This is a genomic window from Paenibacillus sp. IHBB 3054, assembly GCF_051594305.1.
Taxonomy (GTDB): domain Bacteria; phylum Bacillota; class Bacilli; order Paenibacillales; family Paenibacillaceae; genus Paenibacillus_AQ.
Window position 1 is genome coordinate 31,320 of record NZ_JBOFBG010000035.1, and the last position, 20,591, is coordinate 51,910.

The window sequence follows — 20,591 nt, forward strand, 5'->3', positions numbered from 1 at the left end:
AAAGGCCTCCATCTCACCAGTTGATTGAAAAACGGCAAATCAAATAAATCCTTGGCTGCAGGATTCAAAAAATTGATAGGCGTCTTCTTATCTCAACTTGATGAAACGAAAACCTCGTGACATACATAAGCCTCTTTTCGAATTGCTATATTTCAGTCTATCGTATCCAGATGCTGGATATCTGTCAACAAGCAGAAGAGGCTCTCCTTAATGCTGGAGAGTAATTCACGCCATAGGAAGCGCCTACAGTAAACTTGGCAGAAGCATTTCCTTTATCGCCGTCCGTAAACCCGCCTGGAAAACCCGTTCCGGTATAACCGGTATGTTCGGATGCGGAGGTCGCCCCGCCTGAGAGTACTGCTGGTTCCGCTTCATAAGTCTAAGAGGATGCCGATACTAATGTGGATGCTGGAAAATGAAGCACCAATAGTGGAGCAATCAGAAAGTAAGCCAGAAGCTTGTTGAAGCTTAACCTTTTCAGCATTAAATTACCTCCATTTTATAAAAATCGTAATCGGGCAGTAATATAATAATTCCTTTTCCCCATGTTATCCGGACATTTCAGATTGCAAAGAATGTGATATAAGCTCTCGATATCTATGGCGTATTGGTTATAAAGTACACAGTACAGGAGCTTTTATCGCAACCGACTAACCAAAAGGGGAATTTAGCCGATGGAACATGACCGCCTGATCCATGAGCTTAACCGTTCATACCAAATTCAAATAGAGCATATCGAACTGCATCGCGATCTGATCGGCAAGGTGTATTTCGTGCAGACTGCAGAAAAAAAGTACATGTTCAAAATATACCGCAGCTTCAAATCGGAAGACGCACTGCAGAGTGTTGGCATTCTTGATTATTTGAAAGCAAATTCATATCCGGCGGTTTCTGTGGTTCGTACTGCCCGGAATGACAGCCATATCATTCTGAGTGGTGACGAAGGCTGCTGCACCGGGATTTTGTACGATTATATCGAGGGAGCAGTGCCGGACGGCAAGCTGGAAGCGGAGAGTATAGGCAAGCAAATCGGGGAACTCCATAATCTAATGGAAAGCTATCCGCATAAGCTGATCCATAGAACAAAAACCGATTACATCGACGACTACCTCACCATCATGCGGCAAATGGATTTCGCTCCTGCTAAAATCCTTGAACTGCAGCAATATGGCGATGAACTATGGGAACGTATAACCAAACTTCCTAAATCCTTCTGCCACGGGGATCTTCATACAGGGAATATGATCAGAAACCAGAGCGGCGAGTATGTCCTGTTTGATTTTGACGATGCTTCGGGCGATTATCCGGGGATGGATGCCGCATACATGTCTGACGACACCCACTTTAATCAATTTCATGAATTGATGTATGATCACACCCTGGCTTTATACGAACGCTTTTATTCGGGCTATAGCAAAGTACGTACACTAAGCAGCAGTGAGTTTCATGCGATTTTTGATTTTATTGCGGTACGCCATTTTCAAATCGTCTCTAGAATCGTGCGTTGTCAGGGCTTGCAGAGCATATGCATCGAATTTTGCGAGGAGCAGCATGATTGGCTTATGAGGTGGCGGGAGCAGTGTATGGAGAAGCAACGCTGATAACAGGGAGCCCTATCCATGTGCTGAAACGTATTCGCGCTGCAATCGTAACAGCTAGTATAACTATCAACTAAATGAGGTGGACAATGAAAGCTATCCCCAAGAAAATGATGAATACGCCGAGCGGCAACATGGAGTACGCGCAATCGGGTGAAGGAACTCCTGCTATTATTCTGATTAACGGTGGAAGCGGTCCTATTGAAGGCTGGCATAACCTGTTTCATGAACTAGCTGCGGAGACTGCCGTTTTAGCTTATAACCGGTTTGGGGTAGGAAAAAGTGATAAACCTTCTACGCCTCAGCACGGGCAGGCTGTGGTAGACGCGCTCCGGCAATTGCTTCAGTTAGCAGGACTTCGTCCTCCTTATATTCTTGTGGGGCACTCTCTGGGGGGATTATATGCCAACTTGTTTGCCAGGCAACATCCGGAGGAAATAGCGGGCGTCGTATTGCTGGAATCCAGCCATCCGCTAGATCTAAACATCAATGCTACCCAAAGTGGGTTCATCCGGGGGATTAATCAACTTCTGCGAAAATCCGACTCCCTCACTCCACATAAAAAGTGGGACGAGGTTAACTTTGTAGACGAGACCGTCCAGCAAATCGCACAGTCCGGCCCTTTCCCGGATGTCTCTTTAGTGGTAGTGTCCGGAACTAAGAAACCGCCTATGATGCCCAAACAGGCTTATCAGCTAAGAACAGCCAATCAACAAGACTTCTTGCAGTTAAGCAAGCAGAGCAGACTTATTCAGGCTTCCCGAAGCGGCCATTTCCCGCAACTCTCCGAACCCGAAATCGTCAAACAGGCTATTCAGGATTGTCTTGCTATGGCGAGAAAAAATCAGCAATTGTTATAATGACTGACTGCCAAAATAGGCCTACTCCCAAACTCAAAAGGGCCCCTATCGGGGGCCCTTTGTGCGTAAGCAGGTTAAATTAATGTCCGCGATGCTTTTCCTTCGCTTTTTTCTCCTTCAATTCCCTTACCCGAGCCTTCATGGCTTCCCGTTGCTGATTAGAACAAGTCTGTTTCTCCCTTTTGTTCTTCTCATACTCCAAATTCATAGCCTTTTGAGCATGGGTGGAGACTCCATTCTTGCTTAATTCATACGCTGCCTGCCTTGCCAGCCGTTTCGGATTGACCTTCTTCGTATCAGACAACTTTACGGCAACTTCTTGTGAGAGTCCACGGAGCAGCCTCCACATCTCCTCACGGATAAAATGGAGAATTTCCTCGTCCTTAGGCTCTCTTCCAAAAATGTACCTGGCTGCCTTCAATTTCCCTTGGTCTTCCTGCTCCACAACACCTACCCAATACTGCCCATCGTGATAAACCGTAAGCTTCATAATGAAACCCCCTCATTTAAATCGGAAACGATGGACATCCCGAGGGGGGAAGGTTACTGACACGGCGCTCTTGAAATATAGAGTCATCCTAGTGCCTGGACTACCAACCAGACTGTGTTTTTTCGTTCCAAAAAAATTATAGTTACATCACTTGAAAACAGCAAGGCTAATTCTCTCAGCATAAAATCCTTTTAGATGTTGTCTTTAGATACTTGGGGCTTTTTGATAAATAAGGACAATACGACGTTAATCACCGTAGCTTCTGAAGCACGATAATCGAAAGCAATATAGCTGTCATAAACATTTGACGCGTTGGTGAATGTCTGCATCAAAATCCCTGTTACCGGCACTAAAACCCTAATGTTAGAAAATACCCTGTGGCTAACCATTGGATCGTCGTGGCATCCACATTAAATAATTTGCTTAAATCTCCCAAGGCCATTTCGCTAAGATCAGTTTTTCAATAAGTGCTGTGAGTGCTTCTTGCGTGGTCGAATACCCTTTAAAAAGAGTTTTTCGGCTAACTAAGTTTCAAACTAAGGCGGAATACCTGTTTTTGCTTGATAAGGTGGTAATTCCTGACCATTGATTTTAGAATCGATCATTGTCACAATTAGATTCTTGAGATAGCGGCTGAGCAAAATGGTTGGGAGGCACAGTAATGACGCAAGGGAATATCCGCCCGGAACAGGCTGGAGAGACTGCGAAGGAGATCCGCGGTTCGGCAAGGGAATTGGCTGTACATCTGATTAGGCTGTCCGGAGGATCCGGCAATGTATTAGAAGCCATCCACTGCACAACCCGGCTTCGCCTTAGACTGCGGGACAGTTCCCTAGTGGACGAAGCCGGCCTTTCCGGCATGCAGGAGGTTCAGGGCGTGTTCTTTCGAGCCGAACAGCTGCAAATTATACTGGGATCGGCCAATGTCTTCAAGGTGCACCGCCAGGTTGGCCGCATCCTTCAAGACGGAGGGCCAACTCAGCAGGAAGAGGAACAGTCTGCCGGGCCATCAGTACCCATAAGCTCGGACAGCATTGCCGGGTCCAAGCGGGCTCTACTTCCTGTTTTGTCTGAAGTACGGAAACGGAGAACCTCCATGCCGGCCACCGGCACCGATGGTTCGTCTTCCAAGTCGAAAAACCTGGTCAAAGGTGTGTTCAGACAGATTGTCGATGCGGTAAGCTTTTTTTCCGATATCGTCGTGCCCATGATTCCACTCTTTGTCGGGGTCGGCCTGCTGCTGGGCCTGCTTAGTATGATGGAAGCCTTCGGCTGGGCGCAGCCGGAGAGTGTCCCGTTCCGAACCTTGTCATTGTTGACGGGTTCAGCATTTCAGATTTTGGCTGTGATGTTTGGTTATCACACGGCCAAGCGGTTTGGAGGCACCCCTACGCTCGGCGCTGCAATCGGCGTTGTCATGACCCGTCCTGATATATTGCAGGTCACCGGATTCGGAGGAGCACCGATAAGTTCCGAGAATTTATTATTAACGCCGCAGTTCGGGTATCCAGGAGCCGTAATTCCTACGATTCTTGCGGTATTGCTAATGAGTCTAATTGAGAAGTGGCTGCGCCGGATCCTTCCGTCATCGACTGCAGTTATGCTGATCCCCTTTTTAAGCCTTGCCGCCGGGGGCAGCATTGCGATTCTGGTCATTGGTCCACTCACCTACGAACTGAGCAGCTCTCTTAGCAGCTTGCTGGAAGTGGTGTTCAGATACGGCAGTTTGTTTTTCGGTCTGCTGCTTGGCGGAATCTACAGTTCTGTTGTCGTGAGCGGTCTGCATCATGGCATTCAGGCAATTGAAATCGGATTGATCACCAATCCGGACGTCGGCGTCAATTTCCTGCTTCCCATCTGGTCTATGGCGAATATCGGCCAAGCTGCAGCCGGACTGGCCGTGTATGCCAGAACCCGTGACAAAGCATTGAAAAAAATAGCCCTGCCCGCGTCAATCACCGCCTTTCTCGGCATCACCGAACCGGTCACCTTCGGCGTCAACCTGAAGCTTGGCCGCCCCTTCTTAGGCGCTGCTTTGGGAGGTGCCGCCGGAGGAGCTTATGTAGCTTATTATCAGGTGGCAGCTGATTCGTTCGGCTTAACCGGGATTCCAATGATCGCCTTTACCGTCCAGCTCGGGCAGATGAATCTTATCCATTATTTGATTGGTTTTCTACTGGCAGCAATAACAGCCTTTACGGCCACCTGGATTCTTGGGGTTGACAAGCGACTTCTTAAGGAACAAACAAGCATAGGAGAATAACATGAAAATCAAAAAAATTCTGAACAACAACGCGGTTGTAGTAAACGACCTTGGAGAGGAAAAGATTGTCATGGGTTCCGGTATTGCTTTTCAGAAAGGGAAAAACGATATTATAGATCCGTCCCTTATTGAAAAAGTGTTCATTATGGATGACCCGGATCAATACGGCCATTTGCAGGAAATGCTGGGGACACTGCCTGAAGAAGAGATTACCGCGTCCGAACAAATTATTTCGTATGCTGAACGTGAACTGGAAGTGACGTTTAATGAGCATATTCATATTGCACTGACAGATCACCTCTCCTTCGCTTTGGAGCGGATCGCGAAAGGAACGATGATCCAGAATACGCTGCTGGATGAAATCCGCATTTTATATCCGAGAGAGTTCCAGATTGGACAACAGGCCAAAAACATTATCCATGAAACCCTGCAGGTCGAAATTCCCGAGGACGAGGTCGGATACATCGCCATGCATATCCATACTGCCTGGAAAAACGCCGGAGCTCACGGAACAGATGCCGAAATGGCGGCAATGATCCGTGATATTGCTGAAGGTGTGGAACAAGCTGCCGGTGTTACGCTTAAAAGAGGTTCCGCCAATTACGAGCGTCTGGTGACTCAGCTTGAAAACATCCTGAAATCTGATGAAACTGGCAAGCTTCTCAATGAGTTGAACCCTGAAATTGTACGAATTGCCAAAGAACGCTACGCCCGGGCCTACTTGCAGGCCAAGGAGGTTGGCGATCAGGTTGAAGAAGATTACGGGTATACTTTCATCGACAGCCAGCTGGTATTTATCGCCATGGAAATCAATCGGATCTGTACACGGTCGATGGATGGTAATATATTGAAATCAAATAATACAGGACTTTAGACCCTTGATATCAAAACAATATCGAATACCCCTAGTATTATCCTCAAAAAAATAGGAATTTCAGTCTATAGCCATTTCCCGTTATAAAATTATAGAATTAACGCGACAACAAAATATGTCGGGATTGTTACTGTTAAGCAGGCAAGACCTAAAAATCCGTTTGGGAATCGATGCGTTTTATGTATCCCCAATGGTATTTTTAGGTCTTTTTTTCTGTTTAAAAACAACAATAATTAGCAACCAAAAGGAGACCGGGAGAATGAATATCAAAAAGATGGTAAGACAAGCAACAGCAGTAACCTTTACAGCAGCTTTACTTACAGGTGGCGGGGCTTCAGCTTTGGCCAAAGAAGATAACAGCAAGAATTACAAAGAAGACTTTGGTTTTTCCCACATTACCCGCGCTGACATGATGAAAATACCGGAACAACAAAAAAGCGAGAATTTTCAAATCCCTTCGTTTGATGCTTCCACCATCAAAAACATTCCTACTGCAAAAATAGTGGATGAGTCTGGCAATGCCCTTGATCTGGATGTTTGGGACAGCTGGCCGCTTCAGAACGCAGACGGAACCGTTGCCGAATATAATGGCTACCATATCGTGTTCGCTTTAGCGGGAGATCCTGAAAAAGGATGGGACACCTTCGTATACATGTTCTATCAAAAAGTAGGCGACACCTCGATTGATAGCTGGAAAAATGCCGGCAGAGTATTTAAAAATAGTGATAAATACGTTTCAAACGATCCGATTCTAAATAACCAAGCCGAAGAATGGTCCGGTTCCGCAACCTTAACCAAGGAAGGCAAAGTCCGCTTGTTCTATACCAACCGCCAAGGCTGGGATCCGGCGAATAACTTTTTCGGCAAGCAAACCTTGACGACTGCTCAAGTGAATGTGTCCAAGCCTGATACGGATACGCTGAAAGTGGATGGCGTGGAAGATCTCAAATCAATCTTTGACGGAGACAGCAAGTTCTATCAAAATGTGGATCAAGCATTCGGTGAAGGCAACTATGACGATAACCACACGTTAAGAGACCCACACTATGTGGAAGATAACGGTCATAAATATCTTGTTTTTGAAGCCAATACCGGAACGGAAACGGGTTACCAGGGAGAACAATCGCTAGACATCAGAACTTATTATGGAGGTAACAAACCTTTCTTCGAAGCTGAAAAAAATAAATTGTTGTCCAGTCCTAAGAAATCTCTTGCGACCTTAGCGAACGGCGCACTGGGTATTATTGAGTTGAATGATGATTACTCGCTCAAAAAAGTGATGAAGCCGCTAATTGCCTCCAATACCGTAACGGATGAAATTGAACGCGCGAACTTATTTGAAATGAATAACAAATGGTATTTGTTCACCGATTCCCGAGGCTCCAAAATGACCATTGATGGAATCGGCGCTAATGATGTATATATGCTCGGTTATGTAGCAGATTCATTGACGGGTCCTTACAAACCGTTGAACAAAAGCGGGCTTGTACTGCATATGGACCTTGATCCTAGTGATGTTACCTGGACTTACTCTCACTTCGCGATCCCGCAAGCTAAAGGAAATAACGTGGTAATCACAAGCTATATGACTAACAGAGGTTTGTATGAGGACCAGCAATCCACTTTCGCCCCAAGCTTCCTGTTGAACATTAAAGGCTCGAAGACCTCGGTAGTTAAAGACAGCGTTCTGGAACAAGGACAATTAACGGTTAACTAAGAGGTATCCATTTGAGCAGCCATAAGCGGACGTTTACACGACAGCTCGTTATAGGGATTATTGGTTTAAGCTTTGTGATCACTCTGGGATTAGCGGGTTATTATTTGGCAAAGAGCAATCCACTGAAGCAAGACGAGGATTCTGATCCAAAGCCAACCTTACGGGCCAGCTATCATTTCACAACACCAGATAAGTGGAAAAACGACCCGCAAAGGCCCATTTATTACGATGGAGCCTACCATTACTATTATTTGTATAACGGTGATTATCCGAGTGGGAATGGCACGGAATGGCGGCATGCCACATCCACAGATCTGGTGTATTGGAAGGACGAAGGCATCGCCATCCCCAAATATAGTAATCCGAATGGCGATGTCTGGTCAGGCTCGGTTGTTGTGGACGAGGCAGGTACCTCAGGTTTCGGAAAGGGGGCTCTGGTCGCGATTGTGACACAACCCTCCTCCGAAGGGGGAGAACAAGAGCAGTATTTATGGTATAGCACCGACCGGGGAAAATCATTTAAGGCGTACAGCAACGCTCCTGTTCTGCCGAATCCGGGGACAGCTGATTTTAGAGACCCGAAAATCATGTGGAATGAGCATTCCCGCAAATGGATCATGACTTTGGCAGAAGGCACAAAAATAGGCTTTTACGAGTCTCCGAACTTAAAAGACTGGCACTATACAAGCGGTTTTGTAACGGAGAATATCGGGCTTGTGGAATGTCCCGATCTGTACGTGATGCTTGCGGACGACGGGACCTCTAAATGGGTGCTTGGGGCCAGCGCCAATGGGAAATCATCAGGGAAGCCGAACACCTACGCTTACTGGACAGGAGCTTTTGACGGAAAGACATTTGTCCCTGATCTGCAGGAACCACAGTGGCTGGACTATGGCTTTGATTGGTATGGTGCTGTAACCTTTGAAGACGGGACTAACAGCGGTCCCCCTGCTCACCGTTACGCTTTAGCCTGGATGAACAATTGGGAATATCCCCATAATACGCCGACGCTGCACGAAGGCTTTAACGGAATGGACTCTATTGTTCGTCAAATTGAGCTCAAACAGACTGGCAACGGCAATTATCATCTGGCCTCACAACCGCTTGAAGCCCTAAGTAAGGTGGCAGATTCAACCGTCTCCTATAAAGAAATCCAAGTAAATGGCTCTACAACACTTCCGTTCACAGGAAACTCGTATGAGCTTGAGGCCGATATGTCCTGGTCTGAGCTCAACAATATGGGATTTAGACTCCGGGAATCCACCGATAAAAGCCGTCATGCAGATGTCGGAGTTTCTGTAGAGGGCGGTTACACCTACGTCAATCGGGCTTATACAGGAAATCCTGACACGAGTGGACAATATCTGGAAAGCACGTCTCCATTCGATGCCAGCCAGAAGAAGGTTCATCTGAAAATTTTTGTCGATAAAACAAGCGTCGAAGTCTTTATTGATGAGGGTATCATCGTGCATTCCAGTCTCATTTTCCCGGAATTAAACGATCAAGGCATTACCTTATTCTCAGAAGGCGGAACCGCGGTCTTTAAAAATGTTGTGATTAAGCAGTTCCATTAAGCTCTTGATTTAAGTCAATGCTCCGTCATAATTAGCCGTTTACAATGAAATCAACAATGTAAACAAGGAGGTTAAATTATGACTACCCCAGTTAAAGAAGGATTGGGACTGCGGAAAACAGCTCTAACTGCCGGTATATCACTTATCATCATGGCGATTGCAGCATATTTTTCCTATGGTTATGTTCATGGAAGTCTGGTTGTACAAGGCGATGCCAGTGCTACATTGAACAATCTCAGGTCATCCAATATGCTTTTCAGGGCTGAAATCTTTGGCTGGCTCCTTATCCTGATCTGTGACATCGTAGTTGCCTGGGCATTCTATCTTATCCTGAAGCCCATTGATAAAAAGCTATCCTTACTCGGTGCATGGTTCCGTCTTATCTATTCGGCTATATTGGGAATTGCCATACTGAGTTTGCTATTAGTGATGCTTCTCTCGAACGGCGCAGACTATTTATCATTATTTACAACCAGTCAACTACAGGGATATGTGATGCTGTTTTTGGAAGCTTTTGAATTGATTTGGTCGGTCGGTTTGATCATTTTTGGCGGGCATCTAATGATTGTGGGTTATGTCGCTTTCCGATCTGACACCATCCCTAAAGTCATCGGCATCTTATTGTTAATTGCTGCAGCAGGATATATTATCATTCACTTCTGCAACTCGTTTCTTCCACAATACGATGAGATCATTACGGTCCTTGAATTTGTATTTAATGTGCCAATGATTGTTGGAGAACTGGGGTTTGGGATATGGCTGATGATCAAATCTTCTCCTGATTAATCCGTTTTTTTATTCTGCTTAGTGACTCTGGGGTAACCCCAAGATAACTCGCCAACTGATGCTGGGGTACACGATCGACTAAATAAGGCCGTTTCAGTAAAAGTGTCTTGTAGCGTTCTTCAGGTGTAGAGCCGATAAATGCAGCGAATTCCTCTTGGACTTCACCAAAGTTTGCCTCTACCATCCTGCGTGTCATGGACTCCAATTGGGAGTGTTTATGATACATGTCCTGTTCGGTATCAAGATCACCAACGACCAATATGGAGTCTTCCAGACATGTTAAAGAATACTCGGATGACTTATCATGTTTATGACGATTGAAACTTGAAATGCCTTGTTCTTCTGTGTAGAAATTAGTTGTAGACTCTTTTCCCGCCTGATCTATGGAGTACTGTCTCACACAGCCCTTCATTACAAAATAACATTTAGTGGGGACATCTCCTTGTCTAAGGAGCGTTGTCCCTTTTTTGTATTCCTCAATATGAATTTCCTCAACAATTGCCTGTTGCTCTTCTTCATTAAGAGATGTGAATCTGGTCAGATACTTCAGCAATATTGTTTTCACTTTACGCCCTCTCATCCCCTGCTTAAGCCATTATGATTCATATTATTCCTGAACTGCTACTTTCATTATAAGCCCCCTTTACTAATTAACAAAACGGCAGATAAGACCGATATATATACATATCTTTAACTTTATTTAGTATATACATCTACAAATTGGCGGTTCCGTATGAATGTATCGCGTTCTATTCAGCGTTCGCCCCTTCCATTAGTCGATCACGGTCGGCTACAGCGGAAGGGGGCAGAACAGAAGCCCGGTCCAGACATGAAGATTCCAGCAAATCCGCAGACAAAGCTAATTAATCAATTGACCGAGCAAAAGCAGTCCCTGATCGACAGACGTTCCGAGTATGTGGGCAACGCCCTTAAAAGAGGGGATAGTCCCGAGGTGGTTCAGGCCGAGCTTGCTTCCCTGGATGAGCAAATTCAGCAGCTGGACGAGCAAATTCGAATGAATTCTCTCGAAAACCAACGCAAGACACAAGGTTTAGATGAAGACACTAAAAAAAAGAAGGAGGAGGAGCTTTCCCAAAAATCGTGGAGCCCGGACAAACAAACGCCTGAGGAACAGCAGCTTGCCTATACAACGTACACCTTGAACGGCGTTATATCCGCCCATAATGATTTAAAGCAAAGCGGTTCTGTGAGAATGGCGCAAATCACTTTGCGTACTGAAGCGAAATCCTTGGAAAACAGTAACCCTGTGAAGTCTGCAAGACTATTCCAAAAAGCTTCCAATCTGGATCAGAAACTCATGAACATTGCTAAAAGCGCCCAGGATAAAATGACAGAAGCTGTACATTCAGCCCCTTCGCCAGTTAGTCCGAACGAATCTCCTGCGGACGTGCAAGACAAGAAGGACCCGGCAGCCGAAGGCGCTTCATCTACGCCGGAAATACAGATCTATGCAGAAGCAAATAAGGAAAAAATCCCTCCGGGCAGCCAGATTGACCAATTAGTCTAGGGCATGTCTTCAAACCGCTTCCCCGCCAAAATCTGCCGCTGTATGCCCTAAGGAATCATGGGTACAGTACCATTTTCTGATCACACGCGGAGAAAGGCGTTTCGCCACTAGGTAGTTTTTTCGGTGGAGGCTTACGTCTCGATGTTTCAAAGACTTCGCTCTTCTTCCGAAGGCGTGTGTGTGCGTCCGGAAAGTGTATTCCTGGCTCTGAGTACGAACGGACCGAGTTTCACTTATTTGGGGCTTTTAGCCTGTTACAGGAGGAAAACGGACTCCAGCGCAGTTATTTCTCCCTGCTGGCCGTTTTTAGATAGAATGCAGAGCTGATAAGGTCACCTGGGTCCGCAAAAGAGAATAAACAAGGATTTTACTCTCCATAGCGCCTCCTGAGTCCGTTACGAGTAAACGAACCCGCTGCGGGCTTTTAGGGCCCTACTTTCAATTCTAAATCCTTGCTTCCCCAGAGCTCTTCCAGTTTGAAGACATGCTCTATTACATCTAGGATTACATAATATAAACAAGAATTCCCATGCCGATAGGTATGCGTATGCCCCCCTGCCCTTCTGACAGGGGGGCGTTTTTCCACGCCTGCCCATCCCGCTTATCTCTCCGTGCGCTCTGTAAACAGCCGCCCGGCGTAGTCGCTAATCAGTTCCTGCATCGCCAGCTTGCCGGCCCAGCCCGCCGGGATGCCGCTTAGACCATAATAGGCTCCGGCAATTTGGCCGTAGACTGCGCCGGTAGTATCGGCGTCATTCCCCAGATTGACGGCGAGCAGTGCACCTTCGGCGAAGCTTGCCGATTTGTGAAATGCCCACAGCGCTGCTTCCAGCGATTCAACGACATAACCTGTACCTTGAATTTGCGGAGGTTCCTTCCGCTTATAAGAACCGGTATAAATGTCGGCAAGATGCGGTGTCAGCAGGTCCCGCTGAAACCATTCGGCAAATGCATCAGGGGCCAGTATTTCTTCCTTGCGCCAGCCATGCAGCCCGGCGAGGATGTAGGCGGCCATCAGGCGGCATGCGCTCAGACACTCCTCTGCGGCATGGGTTGTCCTTGAACTGCGTGCCGCAAAGTCTATGGCATCTGCCGGATGCTCCGCATAGTACATGACCACCGGTGCCAGGCGCATGATCGAGCCGTTCCCGGCTGAACGGGGATCCTCCGATCCGCTGTAAGCTTCCCCCGTGCCCTCGAAATGCTGCAGTGCCGCCCGCGTAGCGTTGCCGATATCGAAGCATTCCCCCGTGCTGCTCAGATAACCCTCGCGGAACCACTCTGTATAGCGCTGCATCTGATCAGCAGCGTCAAAGCCCTGCTTCGCCAGCAGACTTTCCGCCAGGCAGAGCGCCATCGAAGTATCGTCCGTCCATTGTCCGGGCAGCAGTTCAAACACGCCGCCCCCTATGATATCTTCCATAGGCACAAACGTGCCGGGGGCCTTGAATTCCACTGTGGTCCCCAGTGCATCTCCAACCGCCAACCCTTGCAGACAGCCTTGATAACGATCCATATCTAATCCCATAGCAGTAGCTCCTTTGCATGATTTCCTAAATATTAACGTTATGCCTAGTAGGCTGTACATTGTCGCGTCATCTGCCGTTACCGCCATTGTCCGTGCACATATATATAGTAAAGGAAGATAACGGATAAAGGGAGCGATGTAATGGAAGCCGGTGCCGCAGGCTCTTTAAACAAGCAGGGAGTTTCCATTATCACCTGCACGAACCGCCAAGGTTATTTGCGTAACTTGTTTAATAATTTCAATAGACAGAAATACCGGACAAAAGAACTTATCATCATCGTGAACAACAATAAGATTCCGCTTGAGTCCTACTATAAGCAGGCCAAAAAGCTCCGCAATGTACACATTTTCCGGATCCCTGCCTCTACCTCTCTCGGCGCTTGTCTAAACTTCGCTGTGCGGAAGGCAAAATACAGCTATATTGCCAAATTTGATGATGATGATTATTACGCCCCCTATTATTTGACGGATAGTTTGCAGGCCTTGCGCAGAACAAAAGCCGACGTAATTGGCAAGCGGTCGCATTATATGTATCTGCAGGGCTCCAAAACACTGATTCTCCGCTTTCCACATGATGAGAACCGGTCCGTAAGCAAACTCCCGGGAGCTACTCTTTTCATTAAGCGCAACGTATTAAGCAAAGTGAAATTTCCGGATCGAAATGTTGGGGAAGACGATCTATTTTGCATCAGGAGCAAAAAAATGGGCTACAAGGTGTATTCCGCAGGAAAATACAACTTTGTCGCCATCCGCAGGAAAAACTCCTCTAATCATACCTGGATCATCAGCGATAAAGAACTGATTGCTCATCATAAAACGATTCCGTCTGTAAAAAATTACAAAAAGTTTGTGCAGAAAAAGCCCAAGGATATCCACTCATGATTTCTCCATATCTTGCTTACGAGAAGGATGCGGTTTCGATCATTACGTGCACCAAACGGAGACAAAATATGGACACCCTTTTCCACAATTACGACAGACAGAATTACAGGAATAAAGAGCTGATCGTGATCTTGAATCATCCAAGCCTGAAGCTAAGCGATTATATCAGGGCCGCGTTGCCATATCCTAATGTGAGGGTGTATAGCCTGCCCGGGAATGTCTCGCTGGGTTCCTGCCTGAATTATGGCGTGAAAATGGCCAGATACGGGCTGATTGCCAAATTTGACGATGATGATTATTACGCCCCTGGCTATCTGTCCGGCAGCCGCCGCCGCATGGTGGATACCAATGCCGATATTGTCGGCAAACGCGCCCACTTCATGTACCTGAACGGTAAAAAACTGCTCCTGCTCCGTTATCCCAAACGGGCTGATCAATATGTTTCTCTGGTACAAGGGGCAACTTTACTCATCAAGCGTGCTGTTTTGGAGCAGGTGGATTTTCCAGATCTAAACCGGAATGAATGCGTAAAGTTCTGCTCCCGCTGCCTCAGCAAAGGATTTAAAATCTACGCGGGAAGTCCTTACAATTTCCTGGCGATCCGCAGAAGGAACTCCAAAGATCATACATGGATAATAAGTGATAGATCTTTGCTCAAGGGAAATGTTAAGGTACTGAAGGTGCAGGATGTAAAAAAGTATATTTGCCGATGATCTTTCCGAATATAGGGAAGATCCTGTCCGCCTCCCGATATACAGCGGCCCCCGGAGTGATGTGAACATTCTCCGGGGGCCGCCAATCTGTTATAACAGTATTGCTATCTTATTCACCAGGATACTTAAGTCCCCATTGTCCACGGACCTGATCCAGCAGCTTCATGATGGCTACGGACTCATCGAGCGTCATCACCGGGCTTTCCGTAAGTCCGGCCTGGAGACAGCGTCCCACTTCCTCGGCTTCAAAGGAATATCCGATCGAAGTACGGTCATCCTCAAAGGTCTCGACCAGCTCACCGCCGATGTAAAGCTCAGCTGACTTAGGATTCACCAGTGTTCCTTTGACAAGGATATGGCCTTCTGTCCCGAATACATGGGCTTCCTCCAACATTTTGAGACGGATACCGCCATTCAGCGAAGCACTTTTGCCGTCGCCATAGGACAGCAGCAGCGAGAAATGCTCATCCACCCCGGTATCACCGATATGTACGGTGCTGGAGATGGTTTCTGGATGAGGCCCAAAGAGCATTGAAGCAAATGAAATCGGATAGATGCCGACATCCAGCAGCGCACCGCCGCCGAGCGCCGGGTTCAGCAGACGTCCTTCCGGATTCCAGTCGGAACGAAAGCCGAGATCTGCCTTTACCAGACGAACATCACCGATCCTTCCGGAAGATAACCATTCTCTGACCTTGACGTTCGCAGGAATATAGCGGCTCCACATGGCTTCCATCAGGAACAGCTTCTGCTCGCGGGCATACGCCACAATTTCTTCCAATTCACTGCTGTTCACGGTGAACGGTTTCTCGCACAGCACGGCTTTGCCGGCGCGCAGCGCAAGCAGCACATTGTCCTTATGGAACGGATGAGGTGTGCCAATATAGATGGCGTCCACTTCCGGATCGCTCACCAAATCTTCGTAAGTGGCATGGGCCACGGGGATGCCGTGATTTTTGGCGAATTCATCAGCGCTTGCCTGCGTACGTGATCCCACGGCATAAGCGGTCCCGTTACTGGCATGAGCCAGGTCTGTAGCGAACTGGTGGGCAATCCAGCCCGTGCTGAGAATGCCCCATTTTACTTTGTAAGCGTTATCCACTGACACTAATATCTCCTCCTTGGGACTATTGCTAGTCCCTTTGATTCTATCAAACTGCTCTTCTCCTGTAAAAGAGTTAGGGTTGCGCCTATGCCATAGCAAGCAGCGCACATATACTAGTCGCGGAGCAACCCACTGTCACAAGCAGCGTTGCCGCATTCCAGGTCCGGTGCACAACAGCGAGATTCTCAATGTAGCTGCGCATGAACACTTTTCGCAGCAGCCAATGCAGCAGCCGGATAAACACAAAACCGCACCAGCCGAACAAACTGATCAACAGCACCTCGTAGCTCCCTTTGTCTACAAACCGGTCAACTACATCCCCATCATAGTGAATTGGCACAAAATCCGGCATCCGCGGGTAAAGGTAGATGTAAAACACAATGGGTATAATTGCAGAAATAATGCATAGCGTAAAAGTCACTTTCTTTTTGAACATGGGATGTACCTCCTCACCAAAAATCATGCGGCAACTCCCTCATTGTCCGCTAGTGTGCTTCCTCCAGCTGCAGCAGCAAAATCCGTTCCTTAAATGCTCCGCGGCGCTCCGCCTTCTCTGCACGAATGTTCTCCAGAACTTCGCTGTCCGCTCCATGAGTTTGTGCCAAAGCGTGGATGACCTCAAGCATATCGGCCAGTTCCTCCAGTGCATGCTCATCGCTTTCGGCCTTGAAGTACTCCGCCGTTTCTTCGCGCAACTTCGCGCGCAAATATTCTATGTATTCTTCGGGTTCCAGTATTCCCTTTCAATTATATATCGGCTCAGCTCAGCATCAGCAGGACTCTTCCAGCAATCTTTCTACAAAAGGAACATCGGCCGGAGCAAAAACAAAACTCTCCAGTTCAGCAGGCAGCACCCAGCTGTACTCATCATGATCGCTGAGACTGATCTCCCCTTCCAGAAACTCCGCTTTCCAGGCAATCAGCATGATCTGTACACTGCCATAGTTATGCTCATTGACCCCGTAAGCCCCGGTGGGACGTATGGTGATATTCAACTCCTCCATCAGCTCTCTTCGCAGACATTGCGGGACATCTTCGCCGGCCTCCAGCTTGCCGCCGGGGAATTCCCACAATCCGGCCTGCGACTTGCCCTGCCGCCTGCGGGCAATCAATATCTGCCCTTCTTTATTATGTATAATCGCCGCTGCTACTTCAATCATCGTTTTTCCTCCTATAGTTATCCGTTTTTAAACTAGATGGTATATTGTGGTACAATATGGTAAAGTCTTATTTTCATTCAATAATCTATCTGCAAACAGGATCAATTTAATCTGTAGGGGAGGCTGCATGTGAAGTCTATTTTCAAATCGGATTCTTTATCTGATGACCAAAAAACGAACCAGTCGCTTAGTCTGCGCATCAATGTGTTTTTCTTCAGCACGTTTATTATATTCTGCATTATTATTGTCCGTCTTGCCATTCTACAGTTTGTCGAAGGACCTACCCTCAAAGATGAGGAAACAAGCAGGGATACGAAAAGTGTACCGCTTGCTTCAATCAGAGGGACTATTTATGCCCAGGCTGGAGAGAAACTGGCCTATTCGACGTCGGTGCAGACCTTATATTTTACTTTAACAAAAGAATATTCCGAAACCTCGACGGACAAGAAGACCAAAAAAACTGCCCGTACTCCAGAGGCCGTCGCCAAGGCAGACCGTCTTGCAGCCGATCTTGCAGCTGATTTCGCAACACATGGGGCCAAGGTACCTAAAGATGAAGTAATAACCAAAGAAGCAGTGCTGAAAGCCATGGACCTGGATTCCAAAGTTTATTCCGGCTTTATGCTGCGTCCGATCAAACGCGGTCTGACGAATAAAGAAGTGGCCTACTTCATGGAGCACAAGGACAAATACCCCAATCTCACGGTAAGTGAAGAGGATGAACGTCATTATGACAAGGATACGGTAGCTTCACAAACGATTGGATATATCAAGCCGTTCAAAAAAACGGACATGGATATTTATAGAAATATCCTGGCGGCGATGAAAAATGAGGGAGACCCCGGTCTGGCTTACAGGGACGATGAGTTCGTCGGGTACGACGGCCTTGAACTTCAGTATCAAAGAGAGCTGCGCGGGCGCAACGGATATCTGATGGTAGGCGTTAATGCACAGAACATAGCCGAAGGCATTGAGGAAGTGGTTCCACCCGTCAAAGGAAATGACCTGTGGACCACGATCAACAAAAATATTCAACTGAAGACAGAGCAGGCTATCTTGGATCAGATTGAATGGGTGCACAGAAATCCGGTACAGGGAAAGGTTCATCCCGACGCCAAGACCGGCTACGCTGTTGCCATGGAAGTCGATACCGGTAATATTGTAGCTATGGCCAGCATGCCTGATTATGACACCAATCTGTGGACTAAAGGAACCATGCCGGATGAGCTGTGGAACAAGATGATGCTTAACTATCGTAACGGCACTATTTCGCCGATTGCATCAGGCCGGTCCGGACACAACTTCGATTCGACAGTCTTCCTGGGTTCCGTCATCAAACCGCTGACCGTATTGATCGGCCTGAACGAAGGTTTCATTACGACAAGCACGACCTACACGGACAAAGGCAGCGCGACCTTCGGCAGAGCCGGACACGAAACAACCGTCCGCAATGCCGGCGGTCATGCTTACGGATATTTTAGTTCCCCTGCCAAAGCGATTGAGAAATCCTCCAATGCGTTCATGGTGGAAATGATCGGCAAAAAGCTTTATGAGAAATACCATGAAAAAGGTGTCAAGGTCTGGGATAAATATATGAAGGAATTCGGCCTCGGTGTATCTACAAAAAGCGGACTACCCAATGAATATCTCGGACAGATCAACTATACCGATACCAAGGCTGCCGGTAGTGACCAAGCTGCGCTGGTGTATGCTTCCTTCGGACAGCAAGGACGCTACACGGTGCTGCAGCTCGCCCAATACGTAACGACACTGGCGAACGAAGGAGTGCGGATCAAGCCGCAGCTGGTCAGCAAAATCACCGATGCCAAGGGCAACGTGGTTAAACAGTTCAAACGCGAGGTACTGGATGAAGTAACAACCTTTAATAAATCTTACTGGAATGAAATCAAAAAGGGTATGAACAGTGATGTTACTGCATTTAATGATTTCCCTTATGACTTTGCCCGCAAAACAGGAACCTCACAGCAGCTGGGTAAAGGAGAATTGCGTGATAACGGGGTATTTATTGCCTATGCTCCGCGCGAGAATCCTAAGCTTGCTGTAGCGGTTGTTATTCCGGAGGGCGGGTTCGGCTCCAGCAGTGCCGCACCGGTTGCACGGAAAATATTTGACGCGTACGATTGGGAATATGGCCTGGACGGCATACCAAAGAAGAACATTCCCCCTAAGGAAGATGCGGCTGATAAGACCACCGGCGATGGAGAAGCAGCGGAAGACGGGCATTAGTCAGAGCAGCCCGGCCTTATATCCGTAACGCGCAGGTCGGTCCGGGCGGTAGAACCGATTCAAAGGTAGCAATACCTTTGATTGAGCGGGATCCGCGCGTTAGGGCCAATTCAAAGGTAGTAATACATTTGATTGAGCGGGATCCGCTCAGAATGGCCATTTCAAAGGTAGCAATACCTTTGATTGAGCGGGATCCGTGTGGTTTCCAGCTTGTACGTACGCCGCTCCGCTGGAGGGCTGCACGCCGGGTTCCAGCACTCGCCACTTCGGACGATGCAAATTTCCGGGGATAGAATAAGTGACTCTCAAAGTTTGAGAACTTGTTCGAGCCCCTCCTCTTCTTAAAGCAAGTGTTTGAACCACAAACAAAGAGCAGGGTTTCTCCAATAACGGGAGAAACCCTGCTCTTTTCCTTTTATAGCCCTGCACTGAAGTGGACTTCCACTTATAAGAGCGATAGGCACAAGCAGTCGTGATAGACTCTGTATATTCTATTTAGTAAGTGTAAGTTCCAGGCGTACTTCGAGATTGTTCTCCGTATCCAATACGATGGAGTGTGGACTTACCATGCCGAAATCCTCAAACGTTACGGTTGTTGTTCCCGACAGCAGAAGCTGTCCTCCGCTGTATACGGCCTGTGATTGGAAAGTCACGTCCTTCTCAATCCCTTTGACCGTAAGTGTCCCTTGCATCTCCACGGGTACTGCGGTGCCTTCCGTCCATTCTGCCGGCAGTTCGGAGAACGACTTCACGGTGAAGGTCGACTGCGGGAACTGCGTTACCGCGAGGTAATCATCGCTTTTGACATGCTCATCTCTTTGAGCGTTTTCGGAATCCAGCGCGCTCATCTCCAGAGTCCCTTCCCCGGTCATTGCGGCGGCATCCTCAAGATTCACATTCCAGGTTCCCTGAACTTTTTCATTTACAAAATTCACTGTCTCTTTGGAGGTCGTCACCGACCAATAGACTTTGGAAGTGTCAGCAATACTCCAGGCCCCGTTCAATTGTTCCGCTGTAACAGCAGCACCGGAAGCTGTTTCTCCACTCGTATTTGCATTTGCGTTCGCGGCAGCCGTGCCCGCACTATTCGTTCCCTGTTCCTGTGCAGGAATAACAGACTCGATTTCAACGTTATTGCCCAAGCTCTTGTTCAAGAAGGCAAAGGCCGTAACGGCTCCGATGATAACGACTCCTGTGGCAATCCAGACCCATGTTTTTTTGTTCATCCTTATTCCCTCCATCCATTTTCTATGCGCCCTGTTAGGC

The 20,591-nt window shown here is 47.5% G+C and carries 19 protein-coding genes; 11 read left to right on the top strand and 8 right to left on the bottom strand.

Annotated features, from left to right (window positions below; translation table 11 throughout):
* Positions 1 to 674: 674 nt before the first annotated feature.
* Both ACQ76X_RS27125 and ACQ76X_RS27130 read left to right on the top strand, forming a co-directional pair.
* Complete coding sequence (locus tag ACQ76X_RS27125; RefSeq protein WP_438496895.1) at positions 675 to 1,601, top strand: phosphotransferase enzyme family protein; 927 nt, start codon at positions 675 to 677, stop codon at positions 1,599 to 1,601.
* A gap of 86 nt (positions 1,602 to 1,687) precedes the next feature.
* Positions 1,688 to 2,458: an alpha/beta fold hydrolase gene (locus ACQ76X_RS27130; RefSeq protein WP_438496896.1), complete on the top strand. Its 771-nt coding sequence runs from the start codon at positions 1,688 to 1,690 to the stop codon at positions 2,456 to 2,458.
* Between the two features lie 79 nt (positions 2,459 to 2,537).
* On the opposite strand, the gene ACQ76X_RS27135 is transcribed toward ACQ76X_RS27130, so the two are convergent.
* Positions 2,538 to 2,948, bottom strand: a complete 411-nt coding sequence (locus ACQ76X_RS27135; RefSeq protein WP_438496897.1) for a YjdF family protein — start codon at positions 2,946 to 2,948, stop codon at positions 2,538 to 2,540.
* Positions 2,949 to 3,609: 661 nt separating this feature from the next.
* Here ACQ76X_RS27135 and ACQ76X_RS27140 point away from each other — a divergent pair.
* The 5 genes from ACQ76X_RS27140 (at position 3,610) to ACQ76X_RS27160 (ending at position 10,162) form a co-directional block, all read left to right on the top strand.
* On the top strand, positions 3,610 to 5,211 hold the full coding sequence (locus ACQ76X_RS27140) for a PTS transporter subunit EIIC (RefSeq protein WP_438496898.1): 1,602 nt from the start codon (positions 3,610 to 3,612) through the stop codon (positions 5,209 to 5,211).
* 1 nt (position 5,212) lies between these two features.
* Positions 5,213 to 6,085 carry a PRD domain-containing protein gene (locus ACQ76X_RS27145; protein ID WP_438496899.1) on the top strand — a complete coding sequence of 291 codons (873 nt, stop codon included), beginning with the start codon at positions 5,213 to 5,215 and terminating at the stop codon, positions 6,083 to 6,085.
* 259 nt (positions 6,086 to 6,344) lie between these two features.
* Positions 6,345 to 7,802, top strand: coding sequence for a glycoside hydrolase family 68 protein (locus ACQ76X_RS27150; protein WP_438496900.1), 1,458 nt, complete (start codon positions 6,345 to 6,347; stop codon positions 7,800 to 7,802).
* A 104-nt stretch (positions 7,803 to 7,906) separates the two neighbouring features.
* On the top strand, positions 7,907 to 9,376 hold the full coding sequence (locus ACQ76X_RS27155) for a glycoside hydrolase family 32 protein (RefSeq protein WP_438496935.1): 1,470 nt from the start codon (positions 7,907 to 7,909) through the stop codon (positions 9,374 to 9,376).
* A 78-nt stretch (positions 9,377 to 9,454) separates the two neighbouring features.
* Positions 9,455 to 10,162 carry a DUF4386 domain-containing protein gene (locus ACQ76X_RS27160; protein WP_438496901.1) on the top strand — a complete coding sequence of 236 codons (708 nt, stop codon included), beginning with the start codon at positions 9,455 to 9,457 and terminating at the stop codon, positions 10,160 to 10,162.
* On the opposite strand, the gene ACQ76X_RS27165 is transcribed toward ACQ76X_RS27160, so the two are convergent.
* Positions 10,143 to 10,727, bottom strand: coding sequence for a Crp/Fnr family transcriptional regulator (locus ACQ76X_RS27165; RefSeq protein ID WP_438496902.1), 585 nt, complete (start codon positions 10,725 to 10,727; stop codon positions 10,143 to 10,145). The two genes, ACQ76X_RS27160 and ACQ76X_RS27165, sit on opposite strands and share 20 nt — an antisense overlap.
* Positions 10,728 to 10,895: 168 nt before the next feature.
* On the opposite strand from ACQ76X_RS27165, the gene ACQ76X_RS27170 reads away from it, so the two are divergent.
* Complete coding sequence (locus tag ACQ76X_RS27170; protein ID WP_438496903.1) at positions 10,896 to 11,690, top strand: muscle M-line assembly protein unc-89 Uncoordinated protein 89; 795 nt, start codon at positions 10,896 to 10,898, stop codon at positions 11,688 to 11,690.
* A gap of 601 nt (positions 11,691 to 12,291) precedes the next feature.
* Here the strand turns inward: ACQ76X_RS27170 and ACQ76X_RS27175 are convergent.
* Positions 12,292 to 13,218, bottom strand: a complete 927-nt coding sequence (locus ACQ76X_RS27175; protein ID WP_438496904.1) for an ADP-ribosylglycohydrolase family protein — start codon at positions 13,216 to 13,218, stop codon at positions 12,292 to 12,294.
* Between the two features lie 141 nt (positions 13,219 to 13,359).
* Here ACQ76X_RS27175 and ACQ76X_RS27180 point away from each other — a divergent pair, with 141 nt between their 5' ends.
* Positions 13,360 to 14,100, top strand: coding sequence for a glycosyltransferase (locus ACQ76X_RS27180; protein ID WP_438496905.1), 741 nt, complete (start codon positions 13,360 to 13,362; stop codon positions 14,098 to 14,100).
* Positions 14,097 to 14,813: a glycosyltransferase gene (locus tag ACQ76X_RS27185; protein WP_438496906.1), complete on the top strand. Its 717-nt coding sequence runs from the start codon at positions 14,097 to 14,099 to the stop codon at positions 14,811 to 14,813. Before ACQ76X_RS27180 ends, ACQ76X_RS27185 begins: the two co-directional genes overlap by 4 nt.
* A gap of 109 nt (positions 14,814 to 14,922) precedes the next feature.
* Here the strand turns inward: ACQ76X_RS27185 and ACQ76X_RS27190 are convergent, their stop codons facing one another.
* The 4 genes from ACQ76X_RS27190 to ACQ76X_RS27205 all read right to left on the bottom strand — a co-directional run bounded on the left by ACQ76X_RS27190 (position 14,923) and on the right by ACQ76X_RS27205 (position 17,078).
* A complete protein-coding gene (locus tag ACQ76X_RS27190; protein WP_438496908.1) occupies positions 14,923 to 15,921 on the bottom strand; it encodes a Gfo/Idh/MocA family protein in 999 nt (332 codons plus the stop codon).
* 82 nt (positions 15,922 to 16,003) lie between these two features.
* Entirely contained in the window at positions 16,004 to 16,354 is a 351-nt protein-coding gene (locus ACQ76X_RS27195; protein ID WP_076110362.1) for a DUF1648 domain-containing protein, read from the bottom strand.
* Between the two features lie 49 nt (positions 16,355 to 16,403).
* The gene (locus tag ACQ76X_RS27200; protein WP_438496910.1) at positions 16,404 to 16,625 is read right to left on the bottom strand and encodes a nucleoside triphosphate pyrophosphohydrolase; all 222 of its coding nucleotides are present in this window, start codon (positions 16,623 to 16,625) and stop codon (positions 16,404 to 16,406) included.
* A 63-nt stretch (positions 16,626 to 16,688) separates the two neighbouring features.
* Complete coding sequence (locus tag ACQ76X_RS27205) at positions 16,689 to 17,078, bottom strand: (deoxy)nucleoside triphosphate pyrophosphohydrolase (RefSeq protein ID WP_379143944.1); 390 nt, start codon at positions 17,076 to 17,078, stop codon at positions 16,689 to 16,691.
* Between the two features lie 129 nt (positions 17,079 to 17,207).
* Between ACQ76X_RS27205 and ACQ76X_RS27210 the strand changes: the two genes are divergently transcribed.
* Positions 17,208 to 19,325 carry a peptidoglycan D,D-transpeptidase FtsI family protein gene (locus ACQ76X_RS27210; protein WP_438496912.1) on the top strand — a complete coding sequence of 706 codons (2,118 nt, stop codon included), beginning with the start codon at positions 17,208 to 17,210 and terminating at the stop codon, positions 19,323 to 19,325.
* Between the two features lie 491 nt (positions 19,326 to 19,816).
* Here ACQ76X_RS27210 and ACQ76X_RS27215 read toward each other — a convergent pair whose 3' ends face one another.
* Positions 19,817 to 20,551: a YceI family protein gene (locus ACQ76X_RS27215; protein ID WP_438496914.1), complete on the bottom strand. Its 735-nt coding sequence runs from the start codon at positions 20,549 to 20,551 to the stop codon at positions 19,817 to 19,819.
* Between the last annotated feature and the right edge of the window lie 40 nt (positions 20,552 to 20,591).